18 protein-coding genes are annotated in these 26,349 nt (G+C 41.5%); 8 read left to right on the plus strand and 10 right to left on the minus strand.

What is annotated here, in order from left to right; all coding sequences use genetic code 11:
- Positions 1 to 264 precede the first annotated feature (264 nt).
- The gene (locus V7K56_RS29675; RefSeq protein ID WP_334916453.1) at positions 265 to 990 is read left to right on the plus strand and encodes a hypothetical protein; all 726 of its coding nucleotides are present in this window, start codon (positions 265 to 267) and stop codon (positions 988 to 990) included.
- A 299-nt stretch (positions 991 to 1,289) separates the two neighbouring features.
- Here the strand turns inward: V7K56_RS29675 and V7K56_RS29680 are convergent, their stop codons facing one another.
- Positions 1,290 to 1,829: a GrpB family protein gene (locus V7K56_RS29680; RefSeq protein WP_334916455.1), complete on the minus strand. Its 540-nt coding sequence runs from the start codon at positions 1,827 to 1,829 to the stop codon at positions 1,290 to 1,292.
- A gap of 115 nt (positions 1,830 to 1,944) precedes the next feature.
- On the opposite strand from V7K56_RS29680, the gene rpmI reads away from it, so the two are divergent.
- The 4 genes from rpmI to V7K56_RS29700 all read left to right on the plus strand — a co-directional run bounded on the left by rpmI (position 1,945) and on the right by V7K56_RS29700 (position 3,954).
- Complete coding sequence (rpmI, locus tag V7K56_RS29685; protein WP_334916457.1) at positions 1,945 to 2,142, plus strand: 50S ribosomal protein L35; 198 nt, start codon at positions 1,945 to 1,947, stop codon at positions 2,140 to 2,142.
- A gap of 19 nt (positions 2,143 to 2,161) precedes the next feature.
- Positions 2,162 to 2,518 carry a 50S ribosomal protein L20 gene (gene rplT / locus V7K56_RS29690; protein ID WP_179065135.1) on the plus strand — a complete coding sequence of 119 codons (357 nt, stop codon included), beginning with the start codon at positions 2,162 to 2,164 and terminating at the stop codon, positions 2,516 to 2,518.
- A gap of 12 nt (positions 2,519 to 2,530) precedes the next feature.
- Entirely contained in the window at positions 2,531 to 3,346 is an 816-nt protein-coding gene (locus V7K56_RS29695; protein WP_334916460.1) for a transporter substrate-binding domain-containing protein, read from the plus strand.
- 83 nt (positions 3,347 to 3,429) lie between these two features.
- Positions 3,430 to 3,954 carry a tetratricopeptide repeat protein gene (locus tag V7K56_RS29700; RefSeq protein WP_334916462.1) on the plus strand — a complete coding sequence of 175 codons (525 nt, stop codon included), beginning with the start codon at positions 3,430 to 3,432 and terminating at the stop codon, positions 3,952 to 3,954.
- Between the two features lie 249 nt (positions 3,955 to 4,203).
- On the opposite strand, the gene V7K56_RS29705 is transcribed toward V7K56_RS29700, so the two are convergent.
- Positions 4,204 to 4,707, minus strand: a complete 504-nt coding sequence (locus tag V7K56_RS29705; protein WP_334916466.1) for an NINE protein — start codon at positions 4,705 to 4,707, stop codon at positions 4,204 to 4,206.
- A gap of 192 nt (positions 4,708 to 4,899) precedes the next feature.
- On the opposite strand from V7K56_RS29705, the gene V7K56_RS29710 reads away from it, so the two are divergent.
- Complete coding sequence (locus V7K56_RS29710; RefSeq protein WP_334916468.1) at positions 4,900 to 6,879, plus strand: primary-amine oxidase; 1,980 nt, start codon at positions 4,900 to 4,902, stop codon at positions 6,877 to 6,879.
- 121 nt (positions 6,880 to 7,000) lie between these two features.
- Positions 7,001 to 7,570, plus strand: coding sequence for a peptidylprolyl isomerase (locus V7K56_RS29715; RefSeq protein WP_334916470.1), 570 nt, complete (start codon positions 7,001 to 7,003; stop codon positions 7,568 to 7,570).
- A 250-nt stretch (positions 7,571 to 7,820) separates the two neighbouring features.
- On the opposite strand, the gene V7K56_RS29720 is transcribed toward V7K56_RS29715, so the two are convergent.
- The 3 genes from V7K56_RS29720 to V7K56_RS29730 all read right to left on the minus strand — a co-directional run bounded on the left by V7K56_RS29720 (position 7,821) and on the right by V7K56_RS29730 (position 13,539).
- On the minus strand, positions 7,821 to 9,950 hold the full coding sequence (locus tag V7K56_RS29720; RefSeq protein ID WP_334916472.1) for an NACHT domain-containing protein: 2,130 nt from the start codon (positions 9,948 to 9,950) through the stop codon (positions 7,821 to 7,823).
- Positions 9,951 to 10,018: 68 nt separating this feature from the next.
- Positions 10,019 to 12,661: a DNA mismatch repair protein MutS gene (gene mutS / locus V7K56_RS29725; protein ID WP_334916519.1), complete on the minus strand. Its 2,643-nt coding sequence runs from the start codon at positions 12,659 to 12,661 to the stop codon at positions 10,019 to 10,021.
- Positions 12,662 to 13,077: 416 nt separating this feature from the next.
- On the minus strand, positions 13,078 to 13,539 hold the full coding sequence (locus tag V7K56_RS29730) for a tellurite resistance TerB family protein (protein ID WP_334916474.1): 462 nt from the start codon (positions 13,537 to 13,539) through the stop codon (positions 13,078 to 13,080).
- Positions 13,540 to 14,142: 603 nt separating this feature from the next.
- On the opposite strand from V7K56_RS29730, the gene V7K56_RS29735 reads away from it, so the two are divergent.
- Positions 14,143 to 20,445 (plus strand): CHAT domain-containing protein, encoded by a 6,303-nt coding sequence (locus tag V7K56_RS29735; RefSeq protein WP_334916476.1) that lies wholly within the window; start codon positions 14,143 to 14,145, stop codon positions 20,443 to 20,445.
- A 139-nt stretch (positions 20,446 to 20,584) separates the two neighbouring features.
- Here V7K56_RS29735 and namA read toward each other — a convergent pair whose 3' ends face one another.
- From namA to V7K56_RS29760, 5 genes are all read right to left on the minus strand, one after another.
- On the minus strand, positions 20,585 to 21,652 hold the full coding sequence (gene namA, locus V7K56_RS29740) for an NADPH dehydrogenase NamA (RefSeq protein ID WP_334916478.1): 1,068 nt from the start codon (positions 21,650 to 21,652) through the stop codon (positions 20,585 to 20,587).
- 292 nt (positions 21,653 to 21,944) lie between these two features.
- Positions 21,945 to 22,151: a hypothetical protein gene (locus V7K56_RS29745; RefSeq protein WP_334916480.1), complete on the minus strand. Its 207-nt coding sequence runs from the start codon at positions 22,149 to 22,151 to the stop codon at positions 21,945 to 21,947.
- A 1,054-nt stretch (positions 22,152 to 23,205) separates the two neighbouring features.
- Positions 23,206 to 24,384, minus strand: a complete 1,179-nt coding sequence (locus V7K56_RS29750) for a hypothetical protein (RefSeq protein ID WP_334916482.1) — start codon at positions 24,382 to 24,384, stop codon at positions 23,206 to 23,208.
- A gap of 385 nt (positions 24,385 to 24,769) precedes the next feature.
- Positions 24,770 to 24,907, minus strand: coding sequence for a helix-turn-helix domain-containing protein (locus V7K56_RS29755; protein ID WP_334916484.1), 138 nt, complete (start codon positions 24,905 to 24,907; stop codon positions 24,770 to 24,772).
- 920 nt (positions 24,908 to 25,827) lie between these two features.
- On the minus strand, positions 25,828 to 26,292 hold the full coding sequence (locus V7K56_RS29760) for a CYTH domain-containing protein (RefSeq protein ID WP_334916486.1): 465 nt from the start codon (positions 26,290 to 26,292) through the stop codon (positions 25,828 to 25,830).
- Positions 26,293 to 26,349: the final 57 nt, after the last annotated feature.

Here is a 26,349-nt window from a genome sequence, read left to right on the forward strand (position 1 = left end):
TTGGGCATTGGGCATGGGGCATTGGGCATGGGGCATTGGGCATGAAGAAGAGACAAGGTAGACAAGGAAGAGGGGGGAGACTTGGGAGAGACTTGTTCAATAATTCCCCCTTGTCCTCACTGTCCCTGTGCCCCTCTGCTCCCCTGCTTTCCTCTCCCCCACTCCTTATAAGGAAACTGAATTGAGAGTACAACGTCAAACAAATTATGATTGGAATTGCGATATTATCCGTTCAATTTTTAACAATCAATACATATATATGATATGAAAAAATCAATCATCCAAGCATCTGCCGTAATTAAAAGCACCTTTGAGTCACCCAGAGGAATTTTCTTGACACTGGTGTTGACAAGCTTGCTATCCTATGGATTCGGACTCATTGAAAACAATTCTGCTGGAGCTATACCTCTGGCTGATAGCACTCAATTATCCCAATCACAAATAAACGAATTGCCGAAAGCGATCGCTAATAAAATTTTAGGAGATGCATCCTTCCGTTCCGGCCTACCTAAACGGGAATTAGAGATTACCCAAGTCACATCGAAAACCTTTAGTAATCCCTGTGAGTTTAAATTTGGAGAAGTTTGTACCAGGGAATACAACCCCATTGAAGGCTGGGAAGTAGTTGTCAAAGTCCGCCAAGATTCGTGGACTTACCATGTAGATAAATCTAAAAAGCAAATCCTTTTAGATCCGAAAGTGATTGCTTTACAAACATTGCCCAAAGCGATCGCAGATGCAATTTTGAGCGATGCCTCAAGCCGTTCTGGGGTGGGAGTTACTGATTTAAAAATTACTAAAACTACACCAAAAACCTTTGGTAATCTCTGTCAATTCAACTTTGGCGAAGTCTGCACCCAGCAGTATGACCCCGTGGAAGGTTGGGAAGTGATTGTCAAGGTTAAAGAGCAATCTTGGACTTACCATGTGAATAAATCCACTTCGCAAATAATTTTAGATCCCAAAGTCAACACCACTAAAAAAAGTTAAGGGACTTCCAACTAAAAAAATATCCTATCGCTGTGGAGGCAGGGGGGCAGGGAGCAGGGAGCAGGGGGAGAAAGAAAAATATTATCTGAGTAAATTGGATAATTTATTTTCTGGAAGTCCCTAAATGAAAATCTTCATGCCACTTGCGGGATGGAGTTTTTGGGCATGGGGAATGGGCCAAACAGGGCAATGGGGAAGATGTTACCAATGCCCTGTTTGGCCAATGCCCTTATAAAAGCGGGGCGGCTGTCCCTCTCCACGCCACTTGCTCTCTGGAGTTTCCCACCGCTTTCAATAAATCAATGGCTTTGGCTTTTTCCCACATCCTCATTCCGTGCTTTGACCATCAAAGCACGGATATAGTCATTTTTACTATTCGTATAAGCTTCGCGATCGCTCCGAAAACTTGCCGCCAAATCGCGTTTTAGAACTTCGTAACGTTTCGCCTCTTCAGGATGCTTTCTCAAATAGTCGCAAAATAGCTTGCGTTCCCAAAATTCGCTGTCAATCTCGACTATGTGAATATGATGAGTACGTTGCTTTCCGTATGGTGGCATTCCTTTAACAAAAAACATCCGTCCAGGACGCGGATCTTCACGCCAAAAAACGTATCCCAAAGATTCTAAAGCCAAAATAGCAGATTTTGCATCTACCAAGGAACGCACTCCCACCATGATGTCAATAACTGGTTTAGCTGCCATTCCTGGTACTGCGGTACTACCAATATGTTCAATTTCTACAACTAAGTCATTGCCTAGTGCCTGCCAAATCCGCTCGGCTTCTTCTATGAACAAAGTCTGCCAACGTGGGTCATATTCGACTACATTGACCTCATCCATAGGTGAAATTAATTTGATCTAGAGCGATCGCGGTTGCTTAAATCCTTTATTTAATTGCAGTTATCGCAATTTTAATAGTATATAATAATGGATCGTGTCGAATCAAAGCTAGACCATGCCTAAACTAAAGACTCGTAAAGCTGCGGCAAAGCGATTCCGTGCCACCGGTACGGGCAAAATCGTCCGTCGTAAAGCGTTCAAAAATCACCTTTTAGAGCACAAATCTTCTGACAAAAAGCGTAATATGCGTAAAAGTACCCTTGTACACGAACGCGATGAACCTAACGTGCGGTTGATGATGCCATATTTGTAAGTATTTTAGGAAATAAATTATGACTCGGGTAAAACGCGGTAATGTAGCTCGCAAACGCCGCAATAAAATTCTCAAACTAGCTAAAGGTTTTCGCGGTTCCCATTCAACTCTGTTTAGAACTGCCAACCAACAAGTGATGAAGGCGCTACGCAGTGCCTACCGCGATCGCAAAAAGAAAAAGCGCGATTTTCGCCGCCTCTGGATCACCCGCATCAATGCTGCTTCCAGGCAACACGGCTTGAGTTATAGCCAGTTGATCGGTAACTTGAAAAAAGCTGATATCCAACTAAATCGCAAGATGTTGGCACAATTGGCAGTCCTCGATCCAGCTAGTTTCGGCAAAGTTGCTGAATTAGCAATTCAAGCTAAAGGATAAAGGTGGTGAGGGATGTATAACAGATGTAACAGACGGCAAGCAATTACTTGGTTACATCTGGTATTATCCGCCACTATTTTTTGGATTTTTTGCTTTTCTCTATTGGGGACGGGATTAACTGCATCTGCTGCCGAAATGTCAGAAGTTCAGCAGCGAGGCCATTTAAATATTGCCGTGAAAGATAACTTGCGTCCCTTGGGATTTAAAGATGCTAACGGTAATTTGCAAGGCTTAGAAATTGACTTAGCAAAGCATTTGGCAGTTGACTTGATTGGTAAAGCCGAAGCTGTAAAATTTCAACCTGTAGCGAATCGCGATCGCCTGTCTGTAGTCTTAGACAAGAAAGTTGATTTTGCGATTGCTAGAGTCACAGCAACCGAGTCACGCGCCCGCATAGTTAGTTTCAGTGTTCCCTACTATTTGGATAGCACTGTATTAGTTACAAAAGATGCCTCTGTGCAGCAATTGAATGATCTATCAAAACAAAAAATTGCCGTACTCAATAACTCCAGTACCGTAGCTAAAGTGCGGTACTATCTGCCAAACGCCAAGTTAGTAGGAGTAGATTCCTATAAAGAAGCACGAGAGAGAATAGAAAATAATGCCGCCATAGCTTTTGCCGCAGATGCTAGTGTTCTAAGCGGTTGGGTGCAACAATATCCTCAATATCGGTTACTGCCAACTAAGTTATCAACTGAACCCTTGTCTGTAGTAATGCCCAAGGGATTGCAGTACGATGAATTAAGACGAAATGTGAATCAAGCGATCGCTGGTTATTTAGAAAAAGGTTGGCTCCAGCAACGCTCTCAATATTGGGGTTTACCGTAAATTGGTCATTAGTCATTAGTAATTAACGAATAACAAATGACAAATGACAAATAACAAACTTTATAATATTTGTATTTGCAGCAATGGATAACAGTCTAGCCGTTGTTTATCTCTCAATTTTGGTGGTTCTACTCACACTTGCAGCCGTGGGTGTTTTTCGCCAGATTTTCAAAACTCGCAAGATTGAAGGCTCTTTTGCAAGGTTGCGAAAGAAATTAGAGAAAGAAAAAGGTACGACTCAAGAATATTATGAGTTAGCCAGTATTTATTCAGAAAAAAAAATGTATTCTCTAGCGATCACGCTATTTCAAAAAGCTCTCAAAGCTGCTCAAGAAGAGGAAGAAGAAAATATCGCCCCCATTTACAACGGATTGGGCTATGTTTATTTTAGCCAAGAGCAATATGACTTAGCAATTCGTCAGTACAAAGAAGCCTTAAAAGCTAAACCAGACTACGTAACAGGATTGAATAATCTCGGTCATGCTTACGAGAAGAAAAAATTAACTACTCAGGCGTTACAAGCTTACGAAGAAGCACTCAAATTAGCTCCAAATAACTCTATTGCTAAACGTCGTGCTGAATCTTTACGCCGTTTGGTTTCTGCTTAATTGCTAACGGATCATAATTGATCAGTTATGAACAGAGGATTATAGCCCAATACGGTTCAGTCAAGGCTAAAACTCTTTACGAACTGCAAAGGACGCAGAGGACGCAAAGAGAAGGAAGAAATGCTTAACTGAACTGTATTGAATTATAGTCTTGATTTTCTGTAAGGGCAATTCATGAATTGCCCCCGCATTTCGTACTTGATGCGTAAGTCCTAAATATAAAAATATATGAATATTTACTCTTAAACCTTACACATCAAAGTGATAACGGATAGCTCCAGTATTTGGATCATTGTTGACCTCAGCGTAACCTATCTTCGTTGCTTCTTGAAGCAACTCTTTGAGATGCTCTGATTCTAGCTCAGTATACATAGCCGCTTGGGCGATGGAAAGTTGCCCATTATGTTCCTTTGCAGCTTTGAGCAGTTTCTGCATTGGACTACCTGTAGATATTGGTGGCTGTATGGCTTGTAGCTGTTGAAGTTGGGGAATCTCACTAATGTTCAACGTAATTGATTGATTGATACTGGGGGTTCCATTACCATGTAACCCACGCAGATAAATATTTCGCTTGTCAACCATACCAGGAATGAGAGCCAAATCAATTAGTTGACCAATCCCAAAAAAACCAATTGTGAAGAAATATATCAAACCACTACCAATCTGTCCGGTGTAGAATCTTTGCCCACCACAGATACCAAAGAAGCACAAACACCAAAGAATGTATGCGATGCCTGAATTTGCTTGCTGCATGACAGTGTACTCCAATTTACCATGAATACCTGTATACAGTATTCCCAGGTTTGAATGTAAAGCTAACAATTGATTAGACTAATGGATTTGATAATTACAGATACCGTTAGCAAATTAATTTCTTAATCTATCGGTTTCTGAGCGATTGCTTAGAAATAAATAACTATAGGTTTTTTCAAAGAATGTAAAGGGATGATTAAGAGGCTACGTTTTTTGGGGATAGTTATTACTATCACTATCGTCATTTTTATCTCACTGGGATTAATGGAAACATTGACGGCTCAACAAGCTTCGATTTCCCATCCTCTAACTTCATTAACCGAGGCAGAAATTAGCACAGCTGTTTCGATTATCAAAAGAGAAAAAACTTTGAGTGAAATGGCAGCTTTTCCACTTATTGCTTTACAAGAACCAGATAAAGAAGAAGTCATAAATTTTACACATGGTAAAATCTTTGGGCGAAAAGTTTTTTTGGTAATCTATGAGCGCTCGCAAAACAAAACCTTTGAAGGAATTGTTGACATCAGAAGCAAAACCTTAAGTTATTGGAAAGAAAGAGCGTCTGTTCAACCTGCGATCGTTAATTCAGAATATGAACTAGCAACTCAGGTGGTTAAAGCCGATCCTCGATGGCAAAAAGCAATGCAAAGGCGGGGAATTACTGATTTTGAGCAAGTCAAAATTAGTTGGTGGGCACCAGGAATTCTAAGCGAACAGGAAGAAGCAACAGGTAATCGTCTTTGTCGCGGCTTATCTTACTACAAAGGAAAAGGCTGGAACTATTACGGTAGTCCGATTGAAGGAGTCTTAGCAACGGTCAATTTGAACACGGGTAAAATTGCCAGTTTTGTTGATAAAGGAAACATACCTTTCTCTCAAGAAAACTGGAATTACGATGTCAAATCTTTGGGTAAATTACTGTCACCACTTAAAGTATTGAAAATCCTCCAAGCTAATGGTAGAAGTTTCCAGATAAAAGACAATGAAATTAGCTGGCAAGGTTGGAAATTTCGCTATTCAATGCATCCTCGGAATGGATTAATGCTCTACCAAGTGACGTACAAAGACGGGGAAAATATTCGACCAGTTTTATACCGCGCTAGCCTCTCAGAAATGGTAGTACCTTATGGCAATCCTAAGCCTACTTGGTCGTTCAGAAATGCCTTTGATGTTGGAGAATATAACTTAGGTTTACTAGCAAATACGATGGAATTAGGTAAGGAAATTCCCGAAAATGGCTTGTTACTAAATGCTGTATTTGCTAATGAACAGGGAGAACCTTATCAAATGCCAGGGGTTATCGGCATCTACGAGCGCGATAACGGAATGCTGTGGAAACACTATGAGTATAATACTCAGCGTAATGATGTCCGTCGCAGTCGAGAATTAGTGATGAAGATGACGGTAGCAATTGACAACTATGATTACAGCATCAATTGGATCTTTCACCAGGATGGGACTTTAGAAGTCCAAAATGAATTAACAGGTATTATACTGGCGCAAGGAACAGCTGCCCAAAAGCAATCTGAGGATGATTCTTATGGTCGATTAATTGCTAAGAATATCTTTGGAGTAAATCACCAGCATTTTTTCAACTATCGCCTAGATTTCGATGTTGATGGTCAGGCGAATTCTGTGATGGAAATGAATGTGAATGCTTTGCCGATGAATGAGAAAAATCCTTTAGGAAATGCGATCGCAGTTGCAGAAACTCCACTAGCCAATGAAACGGCTGCTGTGCGCGATTTGGACATGAAAAGCAGTCGAGAATGGATAATTGTTAGTGCAGACAAAAAGAATGTTTTAGGGGATGCACCTGGATATATGCTGATGCCTGGTGGAAATTCCATATTTTTCCCTGTGGAAGGCTCAAAAATCCGGGAAAGGGCAGAATTTGCGACTCATCACCTCTGGGTAACAAAATATAAACCTACTGAACTTTATGCTGGAGGCGATTATCCGAACCAAACGAAACCCGGACAAGGTTTACCAAAATATATCTCAGACAATGAGTCTTTGCTGGGTGAAGATATCGTACTGTGGTACACAATGGGCGTAACTCATATTCCGCGATCGGAAGATTGGCCTGTGATGCCTGTTCACCGAGTTGGCTTTAAGTTAGTCCCTAGAGGATTCTTCAGCCGTAATCCAGCGATAAATTTGCCAGAGTAAAATATTCGTTTTCTAAAGTTTCCCTTGGTTCAGTTTTTTTGTAATCTGTAAACCTGTAACTTGAATTGCTGATAAGCTTATCGTAGGTCAAACACTGGCAATTTTCAAAATAGGATACCTCATGAATTTTCCAGAAATTAATATTTCCGGTGATGGAACACTGCACGCTCGTTTAATTACTTCCTTGGGTGAAATTGTAGTTCGTTTGGAAGAAGAGCGAACCCCCAACACTGTCAAAAATTTTGTCGGTCTAGCAACTGGAACAATCGACTGGAAAGACCCTAAGACTGGTCAATCTGGTAAGGGAACTCCAGCTTACGATGGCGTTCGCTTTCACCGGGTCATCCCTGATTTTATGATTCAGTGTGGCGATCCTCTAAGTCGTTATTTAGATACAGCCAATCGATGGGGTACTGGTGGCCCAGGATATCAATTTGAGGATGAGTTTCATCCTGAATTGAGACACACTCGTGCAGGTATCCTGTCGATGGCTAATGCCGGACGCGGTACTAATGGTTCGCAATGGTTCATTACAGAAGCACCAACGCCTCACCTTGACAACAATCACAGTGTTTTTGGTGAAGTTGTCGAAGGTCTAGATGTAGTTAGCAAAATTGCGAATGTGCCTACAACTAGAGATCGTCCAAATCAAGAAGTGGTGTTAAAAAAAGTAGAAATTTTTCGGAAGTAATTAATATCGTGTCCGGTTAAAAACTTATCATTAAGACCGCAGAGAACCAGAGGAGATGGTTTTTTGGGCTTTCTGCATAGAAAAAGGGAATTATAACTAATTAGCCGGACATGATATAACGCTCTTTCATCATAGTAGCGCCTAAAGTAAGCATCTGAGAGTGTACAGCAATTGTCAAAATCGACCAACACGCCAAGGCTAAAGTTCTCTTGTTAACGGTTAACACTACCACTTGCTACTGTTGCAGTATCTAACCAGTTCCAACTGGTAAAAATAAGGTATTTTCGATTTCTTCTCGCACACTCCGGCTGACGTAGCAATCACTATTCAAACATACTACTAATAACAAATTGGCATAGTAGTATTGATCTAGTAACTTCTTCTGCTTCTGACTAAAATTATCGAAATGCCAAGTTTCGCCTAAGCTTCGATATCGAACTATAGTATCTCTTAAAAGATCTCCCCAAGCTTGACCTTTTTCTTCCCACCAGCTTTCTAATATTTCCTTACTACTGTTTGCTTCAGGTAATTCTTGTTTAAGTTTTTTTAACGATTTTACTACTTTGGGTTCAACCCCCATACTCTCAAGAGAATTGATAGCAACAACTCGCTCAAAAGCGATAGCAAGAGATGGTTCAAGAGCGCGAGAGTCTCTCAAATCATCAATTAAAGTAATATCAGGAAACGCCTCAACAACTTCACGACCTGTGACACGAGATACAAGACTAGTACAGGTAAAAGCACGAGTAAAGGGAAAATCAAGAAGACAAGCAAGTGTGCGATCGCGATCTAGTGCTATGTCAAAATCAAAATAACAAGCTCGAACAGCCGCAGGCTTATAATCTCCAAATGACAGGGATTTTGATTTTTCATTTGCCCAGTGCAAAAACTGCTGTAATTTTTCATCTCCTGCCAATAACAGATTGATATGGTGCTTCATTAAACGCAACAAACAATCTGAGGTTGTTAACATTCCAATTGTCAATAAAAAAACTTCCCGCCAACGTTTTTCAGTTAGATGATTTACTAATATGTTGAGCATTTCATCTTCCATTGACTTTGGATTGCAATTTTCAACTATCTGTCTGGCTGTAAAATATTCATGAAATGTTAGATGGGAGAATGAATAAATCCCTTTTGCCCTCTCGACAAATAGACCATGTTGTGCTTCGATTGATTTTAATACTGCTTCGCTGTCCAGTTCCAGCTTCTTTTGGTCAGTATTAGCATCAAGTAAATTTTGAATGTATTCGGTAATCTGTCTTTCAAGTTCTTTTTGTTTAAAAAAGTAATTGCCAGCTTCAAAGTTAGAATAAGCTATTTGACTTAATAAATCCTCCTTACGTTGTAATGAAAGCTTTTTATAAGCTTGATCTCGCTCAATGTTTCGCGTCACATCCCAACGTTTGAGTAACACATCTAAACCACCCTTATATAACTCTGAACGATTAGATGGAAAGCTTCCTGTGTCTTCAAATACTAGGCATAGTAATGTCAGTAAAATTGGGCTTGTTGCCAACTCTTTTATAGGTTGTTCTTTTTTAAGCTTATCTAAAAATTTTTTAGCTTTAATTGGGTCATTCTTACACCAGAACCACTTCTCAGTAAAATTAGTAATTTGCTGTTCGTCAAAGTCTGCTATTTCCAATTCTGTGAAGTTCTCAAAGGTATATTCCTTTGCAGCTATACGACAGGTAATTATAAACTGATTACTGTGAAATCTATCAACAAAATTCCGAATTTGTTGAAAAATACGACTGTTATCAGCATCTTTTACTTCATCTAATCCATCTAACAAAACAAATACTTTACCTGCTCGTAAAATCTTCACTAGCCATGAAATATCTTCTGTTATTTTTGAAGGTAAATCAACTAATTGAGTAATATAGTTTAACAAATCTATCTGTTGGTGACTTTCTGCAAAATCCTTGAGAGTGATGAAAACCGGAACCCGATTTTCCTGCTCACAAATACACTGCATTGCTAAATGTTTGAGGAATGTTGTTTTTCCTGCTCCTGGTTTACCTAAAATCATTAATTTTGAAAATTTTTGCACCGCTTCTAACCCTGGCACTCGCTCTTCTCGAACATTGCCTAGATTGAATCGGTCAAATTCTTTAGATGAAACATCCTGCAGCAGTTGGTCTAACTCCCATCGCAAAGTTCCAGTGATTTTCTCTACAATATTGACACTGATATAAATATCATCTAAACCAATTGGTTGAGACATGTCTAGCACTCGCATAGTATCGCAACGCTGCTGGATGTAAGGCTGGATATGGTAGCGCACTTCTTGGACAAGTTTATCAATTTCTAAGTCTTGATTTTGTTTAGGTGAAGACAGCCCAGCAACCTGTTGCCAGTCAAGCTCGTCGCTCATGGGGGAAACCCCCTTGGCGCTATCCTCTCCCTTTGGGAGAAGACCGCGCTAACTCACTACGAACTTGCTTACCCATCAAGATTTTGTAGCCCCATCGCAATCTTACTGTGTTTTTCAATTTGCCCCATAACTTGTTTTGCGCGTTGAATAACCACGGCTGGTAAACCCGCCAGTCTTCCTGCTTCAATTCCATAAGACTTATCAGCACCTCCTGGTTGAACTTGGTGCAAAAAGATAATTTGGTCGGGTAATTCTTTCACCGTCACCTGATAATTAGCCACATTCGGTATAATGCTAGCCAGTTCATTTAATTCGTGGTAATGCGTGGCAAAAATTGTCCGCGACCGAATATCCACTGCTATATATTCTGCTACCGCCCAAGCTATGGAAAGACCATCAAATGTTGCTGTCCCGCGACCAATTTCATCTAATAGTACCAGCGACCTAGATGTGGCATGGTTGAGAATATTTGCGGTTTCATTCATCTCCACCATAAACGTAGATTGACCAGTTGCTAAATCATCTACTGCACCGACACGGGTGAAAATGCGATCGCATATTCCCAATCTGGCAAACCTAGCTGGTACAAAACTACCAACCTGCGCCATTAACTGAATCAATCCCACCTGACGCAAATAACAACTTTTGCCACTGGCGTTTGGCCCAGTGAGGATGATTAAATCGGGACTGTCATTTGTCCTTTGTCCTACCCTGCGGGAAGCCGCTGGCGCGTCTATGTCATTTGTGATTTGTTCTTGGTCATCTGCTAACGACTCTTGACCCAATTGCGTTGAATTCGGCACAAAGAACCCCGCAGGTAAAGACTGTTCTACTACCGGATGACGACCATCAACAATGTTTATCTCCCTTCCTGGCAACATTTCGGGACGACAGTAACCTTGATGTACGGCCAACTCAGCCAAACCACACAACACATCTGCCGCCGCCACTGCACGAGATAAATTGCGAATGACTTCGGCCTCTTGTGCTACCTCTTCCCGCAAGGCCGTAAAAATCTCATATTCCAACTGATTTAAATCATCTCGCGCCGTCAGAATCCGGGCTTCTCGTTCCTTTAAATCAGGGGTGATGTAACGCTCCTCATTAGTCAAGGTTTGCTTACGGATATAATTAGCAGGTACTTGGTCAGCTTTGGTGCGGGAAATACTAATGTAATAACCAAAAGTTTTGTTAAATCCTACCTTCAGTGTCGAAATTCCTGTTTTAGCTCTCTCATCAACTTCCAAGTTGGCAATCCATAGCTGGTCTGCTTCTACAGTCGCCTTCCTTTCATCCAATAGGGGATTTACACTGGGGCGAATTAATCCGCCTTCTTTAATTAGTATGGGTGGCGACTCTACAAGATGTGCGTGTAACTTTTGTGCCAATTCTTCCAATACACTTGGGACTTTCTGTAAAGCTTTCAGGAAGGGAGAACGCGTCTCAACGACTAAGTTGGATAATTCCGGTAAGCGTAAGAGGGAATCTGCCAAAGCTACTAAATCTCTAGCATTAGCTGTACCAGAACCCGCTCTTCCTGTGAGTCGTTCCAAATCATAAATTTGCCTTAACAACTGGCGTAAATCTTGACGCAAGGGCGTATTTTCCATTAATTCTTGGATAGTATCTTGTCGCGCCCGAATGCCTTTAATATCGACTAGGGGTTGCAACAACCACCGCCGCAAAGCCCGCCCACCCATTGCTGTACTAGTTTTATCTAATGCCCAAAGCAGGGAACCGTGAAAAGTACCATCTCGAACGGTTTGGGTAATTTCCAAGTTACGGCGGGTTTGATTGTCAACAATTAGGTAGTCAGTAACAGTGTAGCTGCGGAGTCTTTGGAGGGTGACAGGGTTTTCTTTTTGAGTATCTTCCAGGTATTCCAGAAGACCGCCAGCCGCACGAACAGCGAGGGGAAGACGATCGCAACCAAGTCCTTCAAGCGATCGCACCTTAAATTTCTGCAATAATCTTGGTCTAGCTTCTCCTTGAGAAAAGGGAAGTTGCGATCGCAAACTATAACAAAATGATGATGGCAAACACTCCGGCAGATGTGGCGAAGTTTCTCCCGGACGCAGCAAACTACCCAAATCGGGCGCATTTGTCGGAACTAACACCTCTGAAGGTTGCAAGCGCATTAATTCTTGTGTCAAATGTTCTAGATCGCTACCTTGAGTGGTAAGAAATTCACCTGTAGAGATGTCTGCATAAGCTAAACCCCAATGATTTGCGGCAATTACTACTGCTGCAAGGTAATTATTGCGACTTGATTTAAGCATTCCTTCTTCTAGCAAAGTCCCAGGAGTCAGGATGCGCGTTACCTCTCGCCGCACCAATCTCCCAGCAGCTTCAGAAGCATCTTCTACTTGGTCACAAATTACTACTGCGTAGCCTTTTTCTACTAGCATCGTCGCATAGCGTTCCCAAGCATGATGCGGAACACCAGACATCGCCACCCGTCCCTGTTCCCCAGCTTGCTTACTAGTAAGAACTAATTCCAATTCTTGCGCTAGTTTTACAGCATCTTGAAAATAGCATTCAAAGAAATCTCCTACCCGATACAGCAATACCGCGTGAGGATATTTATCCTTTGTCTCGACATAATGCAAGTACATTTGACTTAGCTTACTGCGATCCACCTGTTGATGGTCAGAAATAAAAGTACTTGCATCGGGCTTGGTAGATGGAGTTTCAGAGTGAGAGGCGGTCATAGATGCTATCGAGTTACGCACGGAAATTCCACAATATCTGATGATAAAGTGATGTGAAAGTTGAATGGCGATGCCTGCGGCGGGCTACGCCTACGCTCAAGGATTATTTTACCTTTATCTGAAAAATGGTGGTGCGTTGTTTAGGCATCTCCGAAAAATAGAGATTTAGCAGTGTTACATCTCTACAAGGGTTCTGGATAACTCTACAAATTGATAAATTCAACTTTTTGGTGATTTTTGTCTAATTTCTAATTATTAATGCTTTATCAGATTAATTTTGATAAAATGCAAAATTCCCAACTTCTTCATGAAGCCGGGAATCCGAACAACTTAACTCAAACAAAATTATTTCATATTCTAAATTTAGCAACCCCAAATTAAAGTGGTAGATGACTGAGGTTGCAAGTCAAAAAAGATTATTCTTCTTCCTCTTCCTCTTCTTCTGCAAATATTGCGTCTATAAGTTCTTGTGCGCGTTCGTCTGAAATATCTAAGGCTTCTTGAAGCTCAGAGATATAATCTTGTTCGCTTTCGGGTACTTCTTCGTCAATCCCTACTACTAAGATAGCTGTGATGTATGCAGCTTCGCGATAATTTCTATTGGGTAAGGATTCGATGGACTGGGCGATTAAATCTTCTGGTTCTTCTTCTTCAATCAAGCTGACGACTTTTTTGGTCAATTCTTCAAAGTCTTCTTCAGAGTAGTCTTCAAATAAGTCAACCTGACCGAGAAATTCACTCAAAGCATATTCTTCTGTGGAAGAAATACCTTCACCATCAGCAGCTGCGGAAAACAACCCAAGGATTGCGATCGCAACTTCTGGTTCTAGAGCAACTGAACTAACACTACGGCCTTTGGGCAACTTGCGTTTAGACATAATTATCCTCTAAAAGTTACGTGATGTTTCAGGAAGTAATACCTTGTGGTCTATAATGCTTCCTCGATTTATGATTCCCAAAAGAATGCAGAAATATACATTGAAATGAATCTTTTTTCATCAAAAATACGCAGAAAATATATTCATCTGCGTATAAAAACGGTTAAGTTACCTTAAGCGATCAAGGTTTTTAGTACTTGTGTATGCTAAGTAGCGTAAAAGGCTACGGTGTAAACACATCTTGGTAATGAAGCCCAAAGTCTGGATTTACCCAGATTTTCGCCACGCTTACTTCTTTAGGACGGATTCATACCGTTTCCACAGACTTCGGCCCCTTGTAAATTAGCTAAGGTATTGTATAGAAAACATCTTTCCCTCATTCCACTCACTGGTAACGATTTTCTCGCTCTAGTTACGGTTTGTGGGAATTTTCTTTTCCATTGTTCATCTAGCTGCCTTGTGTAACGAAACAATAAGTTGCACATCGTGTTAAGTTCCTTATCTTAAAAGATATAAGTTAATCATCTAACCTGCTGATGCATAATTTTGACAAAAATGCAACTAAAAAGATTTTTGCTCATAGCGGTTACAACTTCATTACTGGTGGTTCTGCAGATTTGGATACCTAATTTTTTAGTAATATTTGCTACATCACGAGTGTTGGCACAAACAACTCTTGACCGTAACTTAGAAAGAAATATCGCCGAATCTCCCCAGCCTATAGGAAACTTTATTGATTACCTTCCTGAGGAAACTTTACTTAAAGGACATGCAGGCAGCGTTCACAGCGCCAGTTTTAGCCCCGATGGACAACGTATAGTTACCGCCGGGTATGATGGTACTGCTCGTATATGGGATTTGTTAGGCAAGCAACTGGTGAAGCTACACGGGCATCAAGGCAGTGTCAGAAGTGCGAGTTTTAGCCATGATGGACAACACATTGTCACCGCATCTTTTGACGGTACTGCTCGTGTATGGGATAATTTGGGCAAACAGCTAGTAGAACTGAAACGGCATCAGGGGTATGTCTACAGTGCTAATTTTAGCCCCAATGGCAAGCAGATTGTGACAGCAGGCGCTGATAAAATCGTTCGGGTGTGGGATACTACTGGAAGATTGCTCTTGGAAATCAAAGGACATTTGGGCAATGTCTACAGTGCTAATTTTAGCCCGGATGGCAAGCGTATCCTCAGTGCTGGTGCTGACAAAACTGCCCGTGTATGGGATTCATCTGGCAAACAGCTAGCCATCCTCAAAGGGCATACGGGTACTGTATGGAGTGCTAGTTTTAGCCCAGATGGTAAGCGTATAGTTACCGCATCGGATGACAAAACTGCTCGTGTATGGGATTTATCTGGCAACCAATTGGCGGAACTAAAAGGACATCAAGACAGTGTACTGAGTGCTAATTTTAGCAGTAATGGACGGCGGATTGTTACGGCATCAGTTGACAGAACTGCCTTCGTGTGGGATGTGTCGGGTATAGAGACGCGACATGTCGCGTCTTTACAAAGGCATGAGGGCAGTGTGAACAGTGCCAGGTTTAGTCCAGATGGACAACACATTGTCACCGCATCTTCTGATGGTACTGCCCGGATGTGGGATACGGCAGGTAAGTTGTTAACTGAATTACATCATGGAGGAGTCAAAAGTGCTAATTTTAGCCCAGATGGAAAGTTAATTGTCACTACATCCATTGACTGCACCGTCCGTGTGTGGAACTTGCCACGCAAGCAAGTAGTTGAACTCAAAGGGCATCAGGGCAATATCAACAGTGCCAGTTTTAGCCCGGATGGAAAATTAATTGTCACTGCATCCAATAACGACACCAACCGTGTGTGTGACTTACTACACAAGAACGTAGTCGAACGCGAAAGTGGCAGTTTTAGCCCGTATGGAATGTTAATTTTGACAGGACCTACAGGCGGCACTGCCCGTGTGTGGGATACGAGTGGCAAGCTACTGGTAGAACTCAAAGGACATCAGCAGTCTGTCACTAGTGCCAAATTTAGCCCAGATGGCAAGCATATAGTCACCGTATCAAAGGACGGTATCGCCCGTATGTGGGACATGTCTGGTAAACAGCTAGTGGAGCTAAAAGGGCATCAGGGCAGTGTCAGAAGTACCAGTTTTAGCCCAGATGGCAAGCTGAGCGTTACCACATCAGAGGACGGTACCGCTCGTATGTGGGATACGAATGGCAAACAGCTAGCAGAACTTAAAGAGCATCCCGGCAGTGTCAGAAGTGCCAGTATTAGCCGAGATGGAAAGTTAATTGTCACCGCGTCTGGCTGGTTCGCTTATGTATGGGATACGAATGGCAAGCAGCTAGCAGAACTTAAAGGACATCAAGGCGATGTTACCAGTGCGAGTTTTAGTCCGGATGGACAACGCATTGTTACCGCATCTGGCTACGAATCTGGGGACGGTATCGCTCGTGTGTGGGATACGAATGGCAAGCAGCTAGCAGAACTTAAAGGGCATCAAAGCGATGTTACCAGTGCGAGTTTTAGTCCGGATGGACAGCAGATTGTTACCACATCTAAGGACGGTACAGTCGGTGTGTGGAATACTTCAGATAAGCTGCTAGCCCAACTCAGGTTTCCTGAAACTCCTTCCTATAAAGCGGAACAAGAAAAACAGCTCGTCATAGAAGCTAAAACAGCCAATGGGATTGACTTTATAACCAGTGCGAGTTTTAGCCCGGATGGACAGCGGATTGTTACCACATCCTTTAATATCGCCTGTGTGTGGGATACGAATGGTAAGCTGATCGCGGAGCTAAAAGGGCATCAAGACTATATCACCAGTGCCAGATTTAGCCCTAATGGACAGCGCATTGTCACTGCATCTATGGACAAAACCGCTCGAGTATGGAACTTATCAGGCAACTTACTAGCAGAACTTAAAGGGCATCGGGACTATATCACTAGTGCCAATTTTAGCCCGGATGGAAAGTTAATTGTCACTGCATCAGCGGACGCTACTGCTCGTGTGTGGGATTTGTCTGGTGTAAAGACGCACTTGCGGACGTCTCTACAAGGGCATCAGGAAACTGTCAGAAGTGCGAGTTTTAGCCCGGATGGACAGCGGATTATTACCACATCTTTTGACGGTACCGCCCGTGTTTGGAATACGAATGGCAAGCTGTTGGTGAAACTCAAAGGGCAGACAAGGATTATAAGTGCGAGTTTTAGCCCGGATGGACAGCGAATTATTACTGCGTCAAAGAACGGCACTGCTTGTGTGTGGGATGCTTTTGGCAAACAGCTAGCAGAACTTAAAGGGGATCAAAAAAGACATTATAATAATATTCACTGGGATAATGATGCAAGTGCGAGTTTTAGTCCGGATGGACAGCATATTGTCATCGTGTCTGAGGATGGCACTGCCCGGGTATGGGATACGAATGGCAAGCTGTTAGCAGAACTTGAATATGCCTTTATCAACAGTGCGAGTTTTAGCCCGGATGGACAGCGGATTATCACTGCATCTGAAGTTGGTAACGGCCGTGTATGGGATATTTCTGGCAAGCTGCTTATGGAACTCGAAGGGCATCAAGGCATTATCATCAGTCCAAGTTTTAGCCCGGATGGGCAGCACATTGTCGCCACATCTTTTGACCATACTGCCCACGTATGGGATTCTTCTGGCAAACAATTAGCAGAACTTAAGCGATATCACGGTATGGTCACTAGTGCCAGTTTTAGCCCTAATGGACAGCGGGTTATTACCGCATCTGAGGACGGTAGTGTCTATGTGTGGGAGGCTTCTGGCAAGCTGCTGGCAGAACTTAAAGGAGATCAAAAAAGAGATTATATTCACGGATTTACTATTGCAAGTTTTAGTCCGGATGGACAGCGGGTTGTTACCGCACCTGCTGGAGACAGTACTGCCCGCGTGTGGGATACGAGTGGCAAGCTGCTCGTGGAGCTAAAAGGGCATCAAGGCATTATCAGTAGTGCCAATTTTAGCCCAGATGGACAGCGGATTGTCACCGCATCTGGGGACGATACCGCTCGTGTGTGGAACACGAGTGGCAAGCTGCTCATGGAGCTAAAAGGAAAAGGGCATCGGGACAATGTCTATCGTGCGAGTTTTAGCCCAGATGGACAGCGGATTGTTACCGCATCTTTTGACGGTATCGTCCGTGTGTGGGGTACGAATGGCAAACAGCTATCAGAATTTAAAGGGCATCGGGGGCTTGGGCTTGGCACCAATGCTTTTAGCCCGGATGGACAGCGGATTGTTACCACCGCCGCTAGGGACGGTACTGCCCAGGTATGGGATACGAGTGGCAAGCTGTTAGCAGAACTTGAATATGGCGTAATCAACAGTGCAAGTTTTAGCCCGGACGGAAAGTTAATTGTCACTGCATCTAATGGCAGTACCGCTTGTGTTTGGGATACTAATGGTAAGCTGCTCGTGGAGCTAAAAGGGCATCAGGGCGTTGTTAGCAGTGCGAGTTTTAGCCTGGATGGACAACGAATTGTCACTGCATCCTCTGACGGCATCGCTCGTGTGTGGGATGTTTCTGGCAAGCTGCTTATGGAACTCAAAGGACATCGGGGCAGTGTCACCAGTGCCAGTTTTAGCTCAGATGGACAGCGGATTGTTACTGCATCCTTTGACGGCACTGCTCGTATGTGGGATACGAATGGCAGGCTGCTAGCTATCTTGATTTTACCCCAACCCCCTACTTCCTTAAAAGTGCAAGCAGACCGACTGCGAGATTTAGAGTTTTATGCTCCAAATTGTGCAGCAGCTTTACCCTTTTGGCAAAAAGCACTTTTACTTTATCAAGAAATAGCAGACCACGAAAATGAGGCTTTCATTCTCGAAAAACTGGGAAGTGCTTACTACTGCCTGGGCAATTATACTCAAGCTGTAGAGTCATACTTACAGGCATTGGAAATTACCCAGAAATTTCATAACCTAGAAAAGCAGGTGAAGAACCTCTTGAATCTGGGCAGTGTTTACAGTACCTTGGGTAACTATGACAAAGCTATTCAGTATTACAATGATGCACTAAAAACTTTAGAGCAATATGAAAATTTTCAACTGGAAGCAGCGGTTCTCCGAGGTCGAGGTAATGCTTACAATTCCCAAGAGAAATCTGATGAGGCGATTAAGAACTACTTGCAAGCATTAGCGATCGACGAGCAACAGAAAAATGGTTCTGGCGTAGCTCAAGATAAAGTCACTTTAGCAAGTATTTACAATACCTTGGGTGACTATGCACTCGCCATTCAATATTATAAAGAGGTAGTAGACTTTAGCCCCAGTAAAGCTTTAGGAGGCTTGGGAAATACTTACCTTGCCCTTGGCGAGAATAAGAAAGCAATTGAATACCACCAGCAGAGTTTAGCGAAAGCACGGCAAGAAAATCCGGAAGCTGAGGGAAATACTCTTAACAATTTAGCCAATGCTTTCTATCAATCCGGTAATCTCATAGCAGCAGAGACAACTTTATTTGATGCAATTAAGGTTTGGGAATCTCTACGTATTAAATTAGATGACGCTAATAAAGTGTCAATATTTGAAAAGCAAGCTCGCACTTACCAAATGTTACAAAAAGTTTTAATTACGCAAAATAAAACAGATGCAGCACTGGAAATTGCTGAACGAGGAAGGGCGCGTGCTTTTGTTGATTTACTGTTTAAGCGATTATTTCCTAACCAAACAGAACAAGTATCTAACCGCCAAGAACAAAAAGAACAATTTCCTGTTAATCCACCTAATATTGAGCAAATTAAACAAATTGCTAAGGCTGAAAATGCCACCATAGTTCAATACTCACTTATTGATGATAATTTTCAGAGCGAAGGTAAAGCAAAATCTCCTCCATCAGAACTTTATATTTGGGTAATCAAACCCATAGGTCAAGTTATCTTTCGCTCCTATGATTTGAAAACACAATCGCAGCCACAAAATGTTTCACTCGCTAACCTTGTTGACAACACCCGCGATTCTATTGAGCAATCTCGTGGGATTTTTGACATTCAAATTCAGAATCACGTTGAAGAAAATTACCAAACAGAACGCTTACAACAACTCCATCAACTCTTAATTCAACCCATTGCTGACTTCCTACCTTCTAACCCTAACGATCGCATCATTTTTGTACCTCAAGGCGAGCTGTTCCTAGTTCCTTTTTCAGCACTAATGGACAAGAACGGCAAATACCTGATTGAAAAACACACTAGTTTAACTACACCATCAATTCAGGTATTAGAACTAACTCGCTTTTCAAAGGAACGGATAGAAAAATTGCCGATAACGTCTCGACAAGATGCAATCGTAGTAGGGAATCCTACGATGCCCAGCATACCGCCTAAAATAGGAGATAAACCACAAAAGTTACCAAATTTACCGGGAGCAGGGATTGAAGCACAAGCGATCGCATCCCTACTAAATACCAGAGCAATGACTGGCAATGAAGCAACCATTGCCGCTGTTTTAGCGCGACTGCCAAACGCCCGAATCGTCCATTTAGCAACGCATGGCATACTTGATGATACCCAAGGTTTGAATAGTGCGATCGCACTCGCCCCTACCAACAACAATAACGGCTTACTCACCGCCGAAAAAATTCTCGAACTAAAACTGAATGCCGAATTGGTCGTTCTAAGTGCCTGTGACACCGGTAGAGGTCGCATCACTGGCGATGGTGTCATTGGGCTATCCCGTTCCTTATTTATCGCGGGTACTCCCAGCGTAATTGTTTCCCTCTGGTCAGTTCCAGATGCACCTACAAAGGAGTTGATGACGGAGTTTTATCGTCAGCTAAAGCAAATCGGCGACAAAGCCCAATCCTTGCGAATTGCTATGCTTAAGCTGAAGCAACAATACCCTAACATTCCCAAAAAGTGGGCGGCTTTCACCCTTATCGGCGAGGCGGAGTAAGCTCCACTCAATTAAAAATTAAAACTTCCGTTCATTGCTAGCATTGCCATGATGATCTGGTTGAACTGGCGCATCATCGTAGCGTTTATTTGCGGTAGCAGACATTGTAGTAGTGTTAGGATGTCGAACAGAAGAAAGCCTACAGCCAAGCTCGGTCGTATTGAACAGGCCAGAGTTTATCGTGTCCAAGTTGTTTAGCTGCTAGATGTGACCAGTAAGGATTGCGGAGTAGTTCACGTCCTAACAGCACTATATCAGCTACTTCTGTACGAATAATCTCGTCAGCTTGTTCAGGAGATGTAATTAAGCCCACGGCTCCTGTATAAATATTAGCTTCGCGGCGGATGCGTTCGGCAAACTGAGTCTGATAACCAGGTTTAATTGGGATATTAACGCCCGGTATGATACCGCCTGATGAATTGTCGATCAGATCCACTCCTAAAGACTTGAGTTTGTCGCTTAAAGCAATACTTTGCTCAATGTCCCAGCCATTGTCTACCCAATCGGTGGCGGAGATGCGTACCCAGAGTGGATGTGTTTTAGGCCAAACCTCTCGGACTGCTTGAACTAATTCTCTGAGCAGACGAGTCCGATTTTCAAAGCTACCACCATAATCATCTTGACGGTGGTTAGAAAGAGGCGAGAGAAATTGGTGCAGTAGATAACCGTGAGCAGCATGGATTTCCACTACCTTGAAACCAGCTTTTAAAGAACGTTTGGCAGCTTGAGCAAAGGCGTCAATAATTTCTTGAATTCCCTCAAGGCTAAGGGCTTCTGGAACTGGGCTATTTTGGCTAAAAGCGATCGCACTACTCGAAACCAAGGGACGCCAACCTTCCTGAGATTCATCCAGCACTTTCCCTCCTTTACTCGGTTTAGCAGTGCTGGCCTTTCTACCTGCATGAGCAAGTTGAATACCTGCAACAGCGCCAAAGTTATGAATTAATGCCACAGTCTTGGCTAAAATTTCTATGTGTGAATCTGACCAAATTCCCAAATCTTGCGGGCTAATGCGTCCACGCGGTTCCACAGCTGCTGCTTCTGTGAACACTATACCTGCACCGCCAACTGCGCGAGAAGCTAGATGAATAACGTGCCAATCATTAGCATATCCATTTGTACTGGAATATTGACACATCGGTGAAACGGCGATACGGTTGCGAAAAACAACTTCACGAATCTTGAATGGTTCAAATAGATGTGCCATTAATCTTGATTCCTTCTCTTGCTAGGTAAAAGAAATTGGAGAGGGATTTGCAGCATGAATTCGACTTTGCATTATTTTGCATTAATTAAATAGAGAAGTCAAAATTCAGAATGCAATCAGTGGGGAATTTAGACCCACCACTTTATAATAGTCTCCCAGCAAATTCAAAATTTGCTGAGAGACTTAAACTCTTACTCTCAGCGCCTAATTTACCGCCGTAGGTATCACAGTAGTTCTTGCGTAGGGCAGTATTTCTTTGGCCTCTTGCCTTACGCAAGAACTACCTTTTTTGTTAAATATTTGTTGAATGACTAGAGTCATCATAGAGATTTGGATAAATAGGCTGCTCCTCAGGCTTTTGAAACTGCAATTCCCAAATATCGCGTTTTCCTAGTTCTTGATCCACTAATAACTGTAGATGATCTGGTAATTTAGTTGTTTGCCAAATTGACCAAATTTCTTCACCAAATAATTCTTTTTCAATTTTTCCAGAAAACATGATTTGACCTCCACGAATGTTCAATTTTAAGTTTAGTAACTCCTAATTTAGGAAAGACGAAGTAACAAAATTATCATTCTTCATTCTTTCGCTATCTTTAAAATACAGGTACTATTCGCTCTTAATATTGGTTGTTAATAAAATCTCTAGCTTGTGCATCGTTAAGTAACTTTTTATTATGGATATTGTCGATAGGATCGCGTCCTGTGAGGCAATAATCCGTTGAAAAAAGGCGATCGCATGAGCATCATCACCAATTTGTCTACTCAAAATTAAATGTAAATCAGGCTCTACTCGTACCGTAGTAGCCTTTATCTACAAGTACCACTCTTACCCCTTGAGCAGCAGCATTCCAAGCTGCCCAAGTTGCTGATGGGCCACGACTTATGACTAGAGCATCAGTCTCTAAATTCAGCTGCGAAGTTGAACTATTGCTGACTCAGATTTATATGTACTCACGATTACATCTCCTAAAAAGTTTACTTGGCACTAAATTTTGACTTTATTGGCTAACCCACCTGACTTTCTGACAAAATACGATAAGTCGATCGATTTATCGTATTATATAGTTATGAGACTTACATAGATTGTGCTAAAAAACAAGAGGTTATTAAAATTTATTGATATTACTCTTTTATAAAATACAGTCTGTGGCGAAAACTTTCTCAAAAAAGTAAAGGACAAGAACTATACTTGTCCTCAATGATTAAAATAAGAGGTTCTGCGTCGAATAGGAGTTAGATGAGACAGGGCAAAACTTTTAGCTTAACAAGCCTGCTATACATATTATAGTTATGTAAAGTACGTATTAGACTTTGGACAAAAAAGTAACTTGTTCGCGTATAGTTTACGCAAATAAAACTAATAATTAATCTTGCTTATAGTTCAATAAGCCTGGGTTAAGGGTTATTGGTGTAGATAATTAATCTTTCAAGACGCGATAATTCGCATCTCTACATCTGGGTTTTGAGCTTATCTGAACTGTATTGACTTATAGTTTTCTGCACAAAAGGATTGAGCAACGAGATTGCAGACAATCTCTTTGGTTGCTCGATTAAAACTTAACGAAATAAGTATTTGTTGGTAGTTTTTGGGCAGTTCCTATATTTGTAGCCAAGTCATTTATATTACCTGTTTTGATGACTGCAAACTTATCAGTAAATAGCAATACTTCACCATTTCCTGGTGTTACCCAAGCGTGGCGAGTCTTTAGGTTGTTGGAGACAACTAAAAGAGACGCATCTCCCCGGTAAGCCGAGATGGGTTTACCCATAAAGGTTTGATTATCTCTATTGGCGATCGCATAGGCAGCAGAGGAACCCACAAAAATTTTACTGCCATCTGAGTAAATAGTTTTAGGGAAATTGCTACTGCCGTCTCCCATCCCCGCAGTTGTAGGCCTTCTTGGAACACTTAGCTGCCCACGCTCGACAGTAAAATTAGTCAGATTAACAGTTCCTATATATACCTTTGTTTCATCACGGGTTTGTGCAGCATTAGTATAGCTGTCTGTGGTGATCAAAGTCTTTGTTAATAAGTCTTTGCCATTCCACCTATAGATTGAGTTACCCCCATAAACTGAACCGAGGACATAAAGCTTGTCTTCTAAAATATGTAATTGGTTAAGTCTTGTGTCTGCCATGTCGTTAGCAAGATCGGCAGAATTGTAGCCCCAAAGCTTGCCTTGGTTATTTCCTGCTAAATTTGCCAAAGCAAATATTTTTGCTCCGTCGAAAACCATCCGATAAAGAAAAGCTATCTGGACGGGAATACCTAACCTCTTTTGTTGTTGGTAGCCACTAGTGTAGAGATACCCGTTTTTATACTCAAAATCCATTACCTCAGTTACGCCATAACTCTGTTTGGCTTTAAAATTGAGGTTTTTGTCATAAATGGATAAAGTATTTGCAGACTGGTAAATAATCCAATTTTGCAAAAATTTCACCCGTGTCTTTGAATTAGCTGTGTTGCTAACTATTTTTTGCCTAGTTCCGTCAGTTTTTATTTTTACTAGTCCCGTTGGAACAGCTAAGACATAAGTTTTGCCGTCAATTGCTACAATGTCACGAGCATCGTAATTAGAGTTTGGAATTAGTTTTTTAGTCCCATTACTTTCTACTTCCCATACACCTTCAGTATTAATGACCGCAACTTTGCTGCCGTTAGTGCAAGCTGCTCTTGGCGAAGAAATATTAAGATATGTAGCTAAAGCGGGGGTAGAATAATCAAACATTGTACAGTTCAGATAAAGTTGACTGAAAAATATTGGCGCTCAATTAAGAAAGAAACTTTGGGAGTTTTTGCGCGTTTTTAACCTAAATTCGTCTTCAAAAGTGAAGAAAATATCGGCTACGGTAAACTCAAACTCAAAGGTTGAGTAATCTGCAAAATATGCATATCTGCAAACATCGGTAAAATTAGAATTGAATTGTTTGTGGTTATGTCGTAGCGATAACCTATTAATTGGGGGAAAGTAACTTCAATTAATTTGCCTTTGAGCCTGCTTTCTAATTCGACAAATACTTCACCGACACTTTCTGTCCCAGATCACCCATCTCCTCTAACGTCCCCTTCATCTTTTGCATAGCTAAAGATGAAGGCTTAGCATGTCATTTCTCTCAACGGTTTACCGTCGAATAAGTTATACCTAAAGATGTTGCAAACTGTTCTTGGGTAAGACCAGTTATGCCACGAAGTTTACGGATGAGCTTTCCAATTTCCGGTTGCTTGATTAGCAAAGGTTTCTTAATAGTCATTTAGCTCAGAACGCACCTGTTAATCTGGCGAGTAATATGTATTCTGCTACATCCTATTGGGGCTAATGCTGAATTGATAGGCGAAAATATACTTGAATTTTTATACTTTTATTAATTGATTTACTAAGTAATCACACGTCCGTAGATAAAATATTTCCTAATGAGACTTCCAAGGAATAAATTACGCAATGAAATAAGCATCCTGTTGTCAAGAAACAGTTAAAATCAATATCTAATAAATAAAAAGCCGCGTAAATGTTCTGAGACTTTAGGTATTAAACTCAGATTGAAAAATAACTAAGATAATTTACAGCATATTTTATCTGAGTGAGGTACACAAGGGCGGGCAATATGCCCACCCCACAAGAGTTTTAGCATTTATATCTGTACTTCATTTATCTGCAATCTGCTGTATAATGCCTAAATTTTTAGTTCGCGAATAATTTACACGAACACTTTTTTGTCCAAAGTTTAATACGTAAGGAAACCCAAAAAATAAATTATCATTATCCCAATTTATGGACTCAACACGACTGTTCCTCCCCTCTGCTCCCTGCCCTAAATACGATGGGATATTTTTTAGTTGGAAGTTCTTAAGTCAAACAAAATTAAATATAGCGGTTTTCGCTTACGTAAGTCTTCAACGAAGGCGCACCTACACCTTGTGATATAACGTTGTACCACATCTGAATGGGAAATTTTGTTTTCGGAGAGTGACAGAAACTGTTTACGGACGTGCTCGCTTCCGTTATGGATGGAAGAAACAAGTCAAATCCTCTTCCCTTCTGCCAACTGAGCCTCCTGCCTTGTTTCTTATGAGCGAGATATCCTGCACAAAAGCTTGGTCTACGTTTATGTAGCTGCAAATTCTGTGAGTTAGGTATTTTCGCAAAATTGGGATGTTCTTAATATTTCAGCTATTACCATTGTGAAAAAGGGTATTTTACTAAATTGCTGTTGAAATATCTGGAGTCATCAGAAATTTCTTGTCCAATCCAGCTTGGTAATTCAATTTGCTGATTTTCATCACTGAGTTCAACTTCTGCTAATATCAGTCCTTTATTAACACCATCAAACTCATCTATTTCCCAAATCAAACCAGCCGACTCTATTTTATATCTGATTTTTTCTATAAAGGGACGTTCACATAATGTCTCAAGTATTTCTTGAGCATCTTTAACAGGAATAGGATACTCAAACTCTAATCTTGAATATTTAATATTGGGGCCTTTAATGGTCAAATAACTTTTTTCCCCTACTATACGTATACGTACAGTCGCTTTGTCTTGTGTAGCAATGTATCCTTGACGATATACACTACCTTCAGCTAATCCTCTCCAGCTATCTCCTCTCACTAAATATTTCCGCTCTATTTCTTTCGCCATTTTATTTACCAAATTATTTGCTTTTTTATATCATAAATAATATAGCAATCCTAAATC

It is taken from the genome of Nostoc sp. (genome assembly GCF_036917535.1).
Lineage (GTDB): Bacteria > Cyanobacteriota > Cyanobacteriia > Cyanobacteriales > Nostocaceae > Nostoc.

Excerpts from the sequence above, each read along its gene's own strand:
- namA (WP_334916478.1), bottom strand. The coding sequence starts at position 21,652 with ATGGCACATCTATTTGAACCATTCAAGATTCGTGAAGTTGTTTTTCGC.
- V7K56_RS29755 (WP_334916484.1), bottom strand. The coding sequence starts at position 24,907 with ATGACTATTAAGAAACCTTTGCTAATCAAGCAACCGGAAATTGGAAAG.
- V7K56_RS29675 (WP_334916453.1), top strand. The coding sequence starts at position 265 with ATGAAAAAATCAATCATCCAAGCATCTGCCGTAATTAAAAGCACCTTT.
- V7K56_RS29705 (WP_334916466.1), bottom strand. The coding sequence starts at position 4,707 with ATGCAGCAAGCAAATTCAGGCATCGCATACATTCTTTGGTGTTTGTGC.
- V7K56_RS29695 (WP_334916460.1), top strand. The coding sequence starts at position 2,531 with ATGTATAACAGATGTAACAGACGGCAAGCAATTACTTGGTTACATCTG.
- V7K56_RS29760 (WP_334916486.1), bottom strand. The coding sequence starts at position 26,292 with ATGGCGAAAGAAATAGAGCGGAAATATTTAGTGAGAGGAGATAGCTGG.
- V7K56_RS29715 (WP_334916470.1), top strand. The coding sequence starts at position 7,001 with ATGAATTTTCCAGAAATTAATATTTCCGGTGATGGAACACTGCACGCT.
- rplT (WP_179065135.1), top strand. The coding sequence starts at position 2,162 with ATGACTCGGGTAAAACGCGGTAATGTAGCTCGCAAACGCCGCAATAAA.
- V7K56_RS29680 (WP_334916455.1), bottom strand. The coding sequence starts at position 1,829 with ATGGATGAGGTCAATGTAGTCGAATATGACCCACGTTGGCAGACTTTG.
- V7K56_RS29730 (WP_334916474.1), bottom strand. The coding sequence starts at position 13,539 with ATGTCTAAACGCAAGTTGCCCAAAGGCCGTAGTGTTAGTTCAGTTGCT.
- rpmI (WP_334916457.1), top strand. The coding sequence starts at position 1,945 with ATGCCTAAACTAAAGACTCGTAAAGCTGCGGCAAAGCGATTCCGTGCC.
- V7K56_RS29720 (WP_334916472.1), bottom strand. The coding sequence starts at position 9,950 with ATGAGCGACGAGCTTGACTGGCAACAGGTTGCTGGGCTGTCTTCACCT.
- V7K56_RS29710 (WP_334916468.1), top strand. The coding sequence starts at position 4,900 with ATGATTAAGAGGCTACGTTTTTTGGGGATAGTTATTACTATCACTATC.
- mutS (WP_334916519.1), bottom strand. The coding sequence starts at position 12,661 with ATGACCGCCTCTCACTCTGAAACTCCATCTACCAAGCCCGATGCAAGT.
- V7K56_RS29700 (WP_334916462.1), top strand. The coding sequence starts at position 3,430 with ATGGATAACAGTCTAGCCGTTGTTTATCTCTCAATTTTGGTGGTTCTA.
- V7K56_RS29750 (WP_334916482.1), bottom strand. The coding sequence starts at position 24,384 with ATGTTTGATTATTCTACCCCCGCTTTAGCTACATATCTTAATATTTCT.
- V7K56_RS29745 (WP_334916480.1), bottom strand. The coding sequence starts at position 22,151 with ATGTTTTCTGGAAAAATTGAAAAAGAATTATTTGGTGAAGAAATTTGG.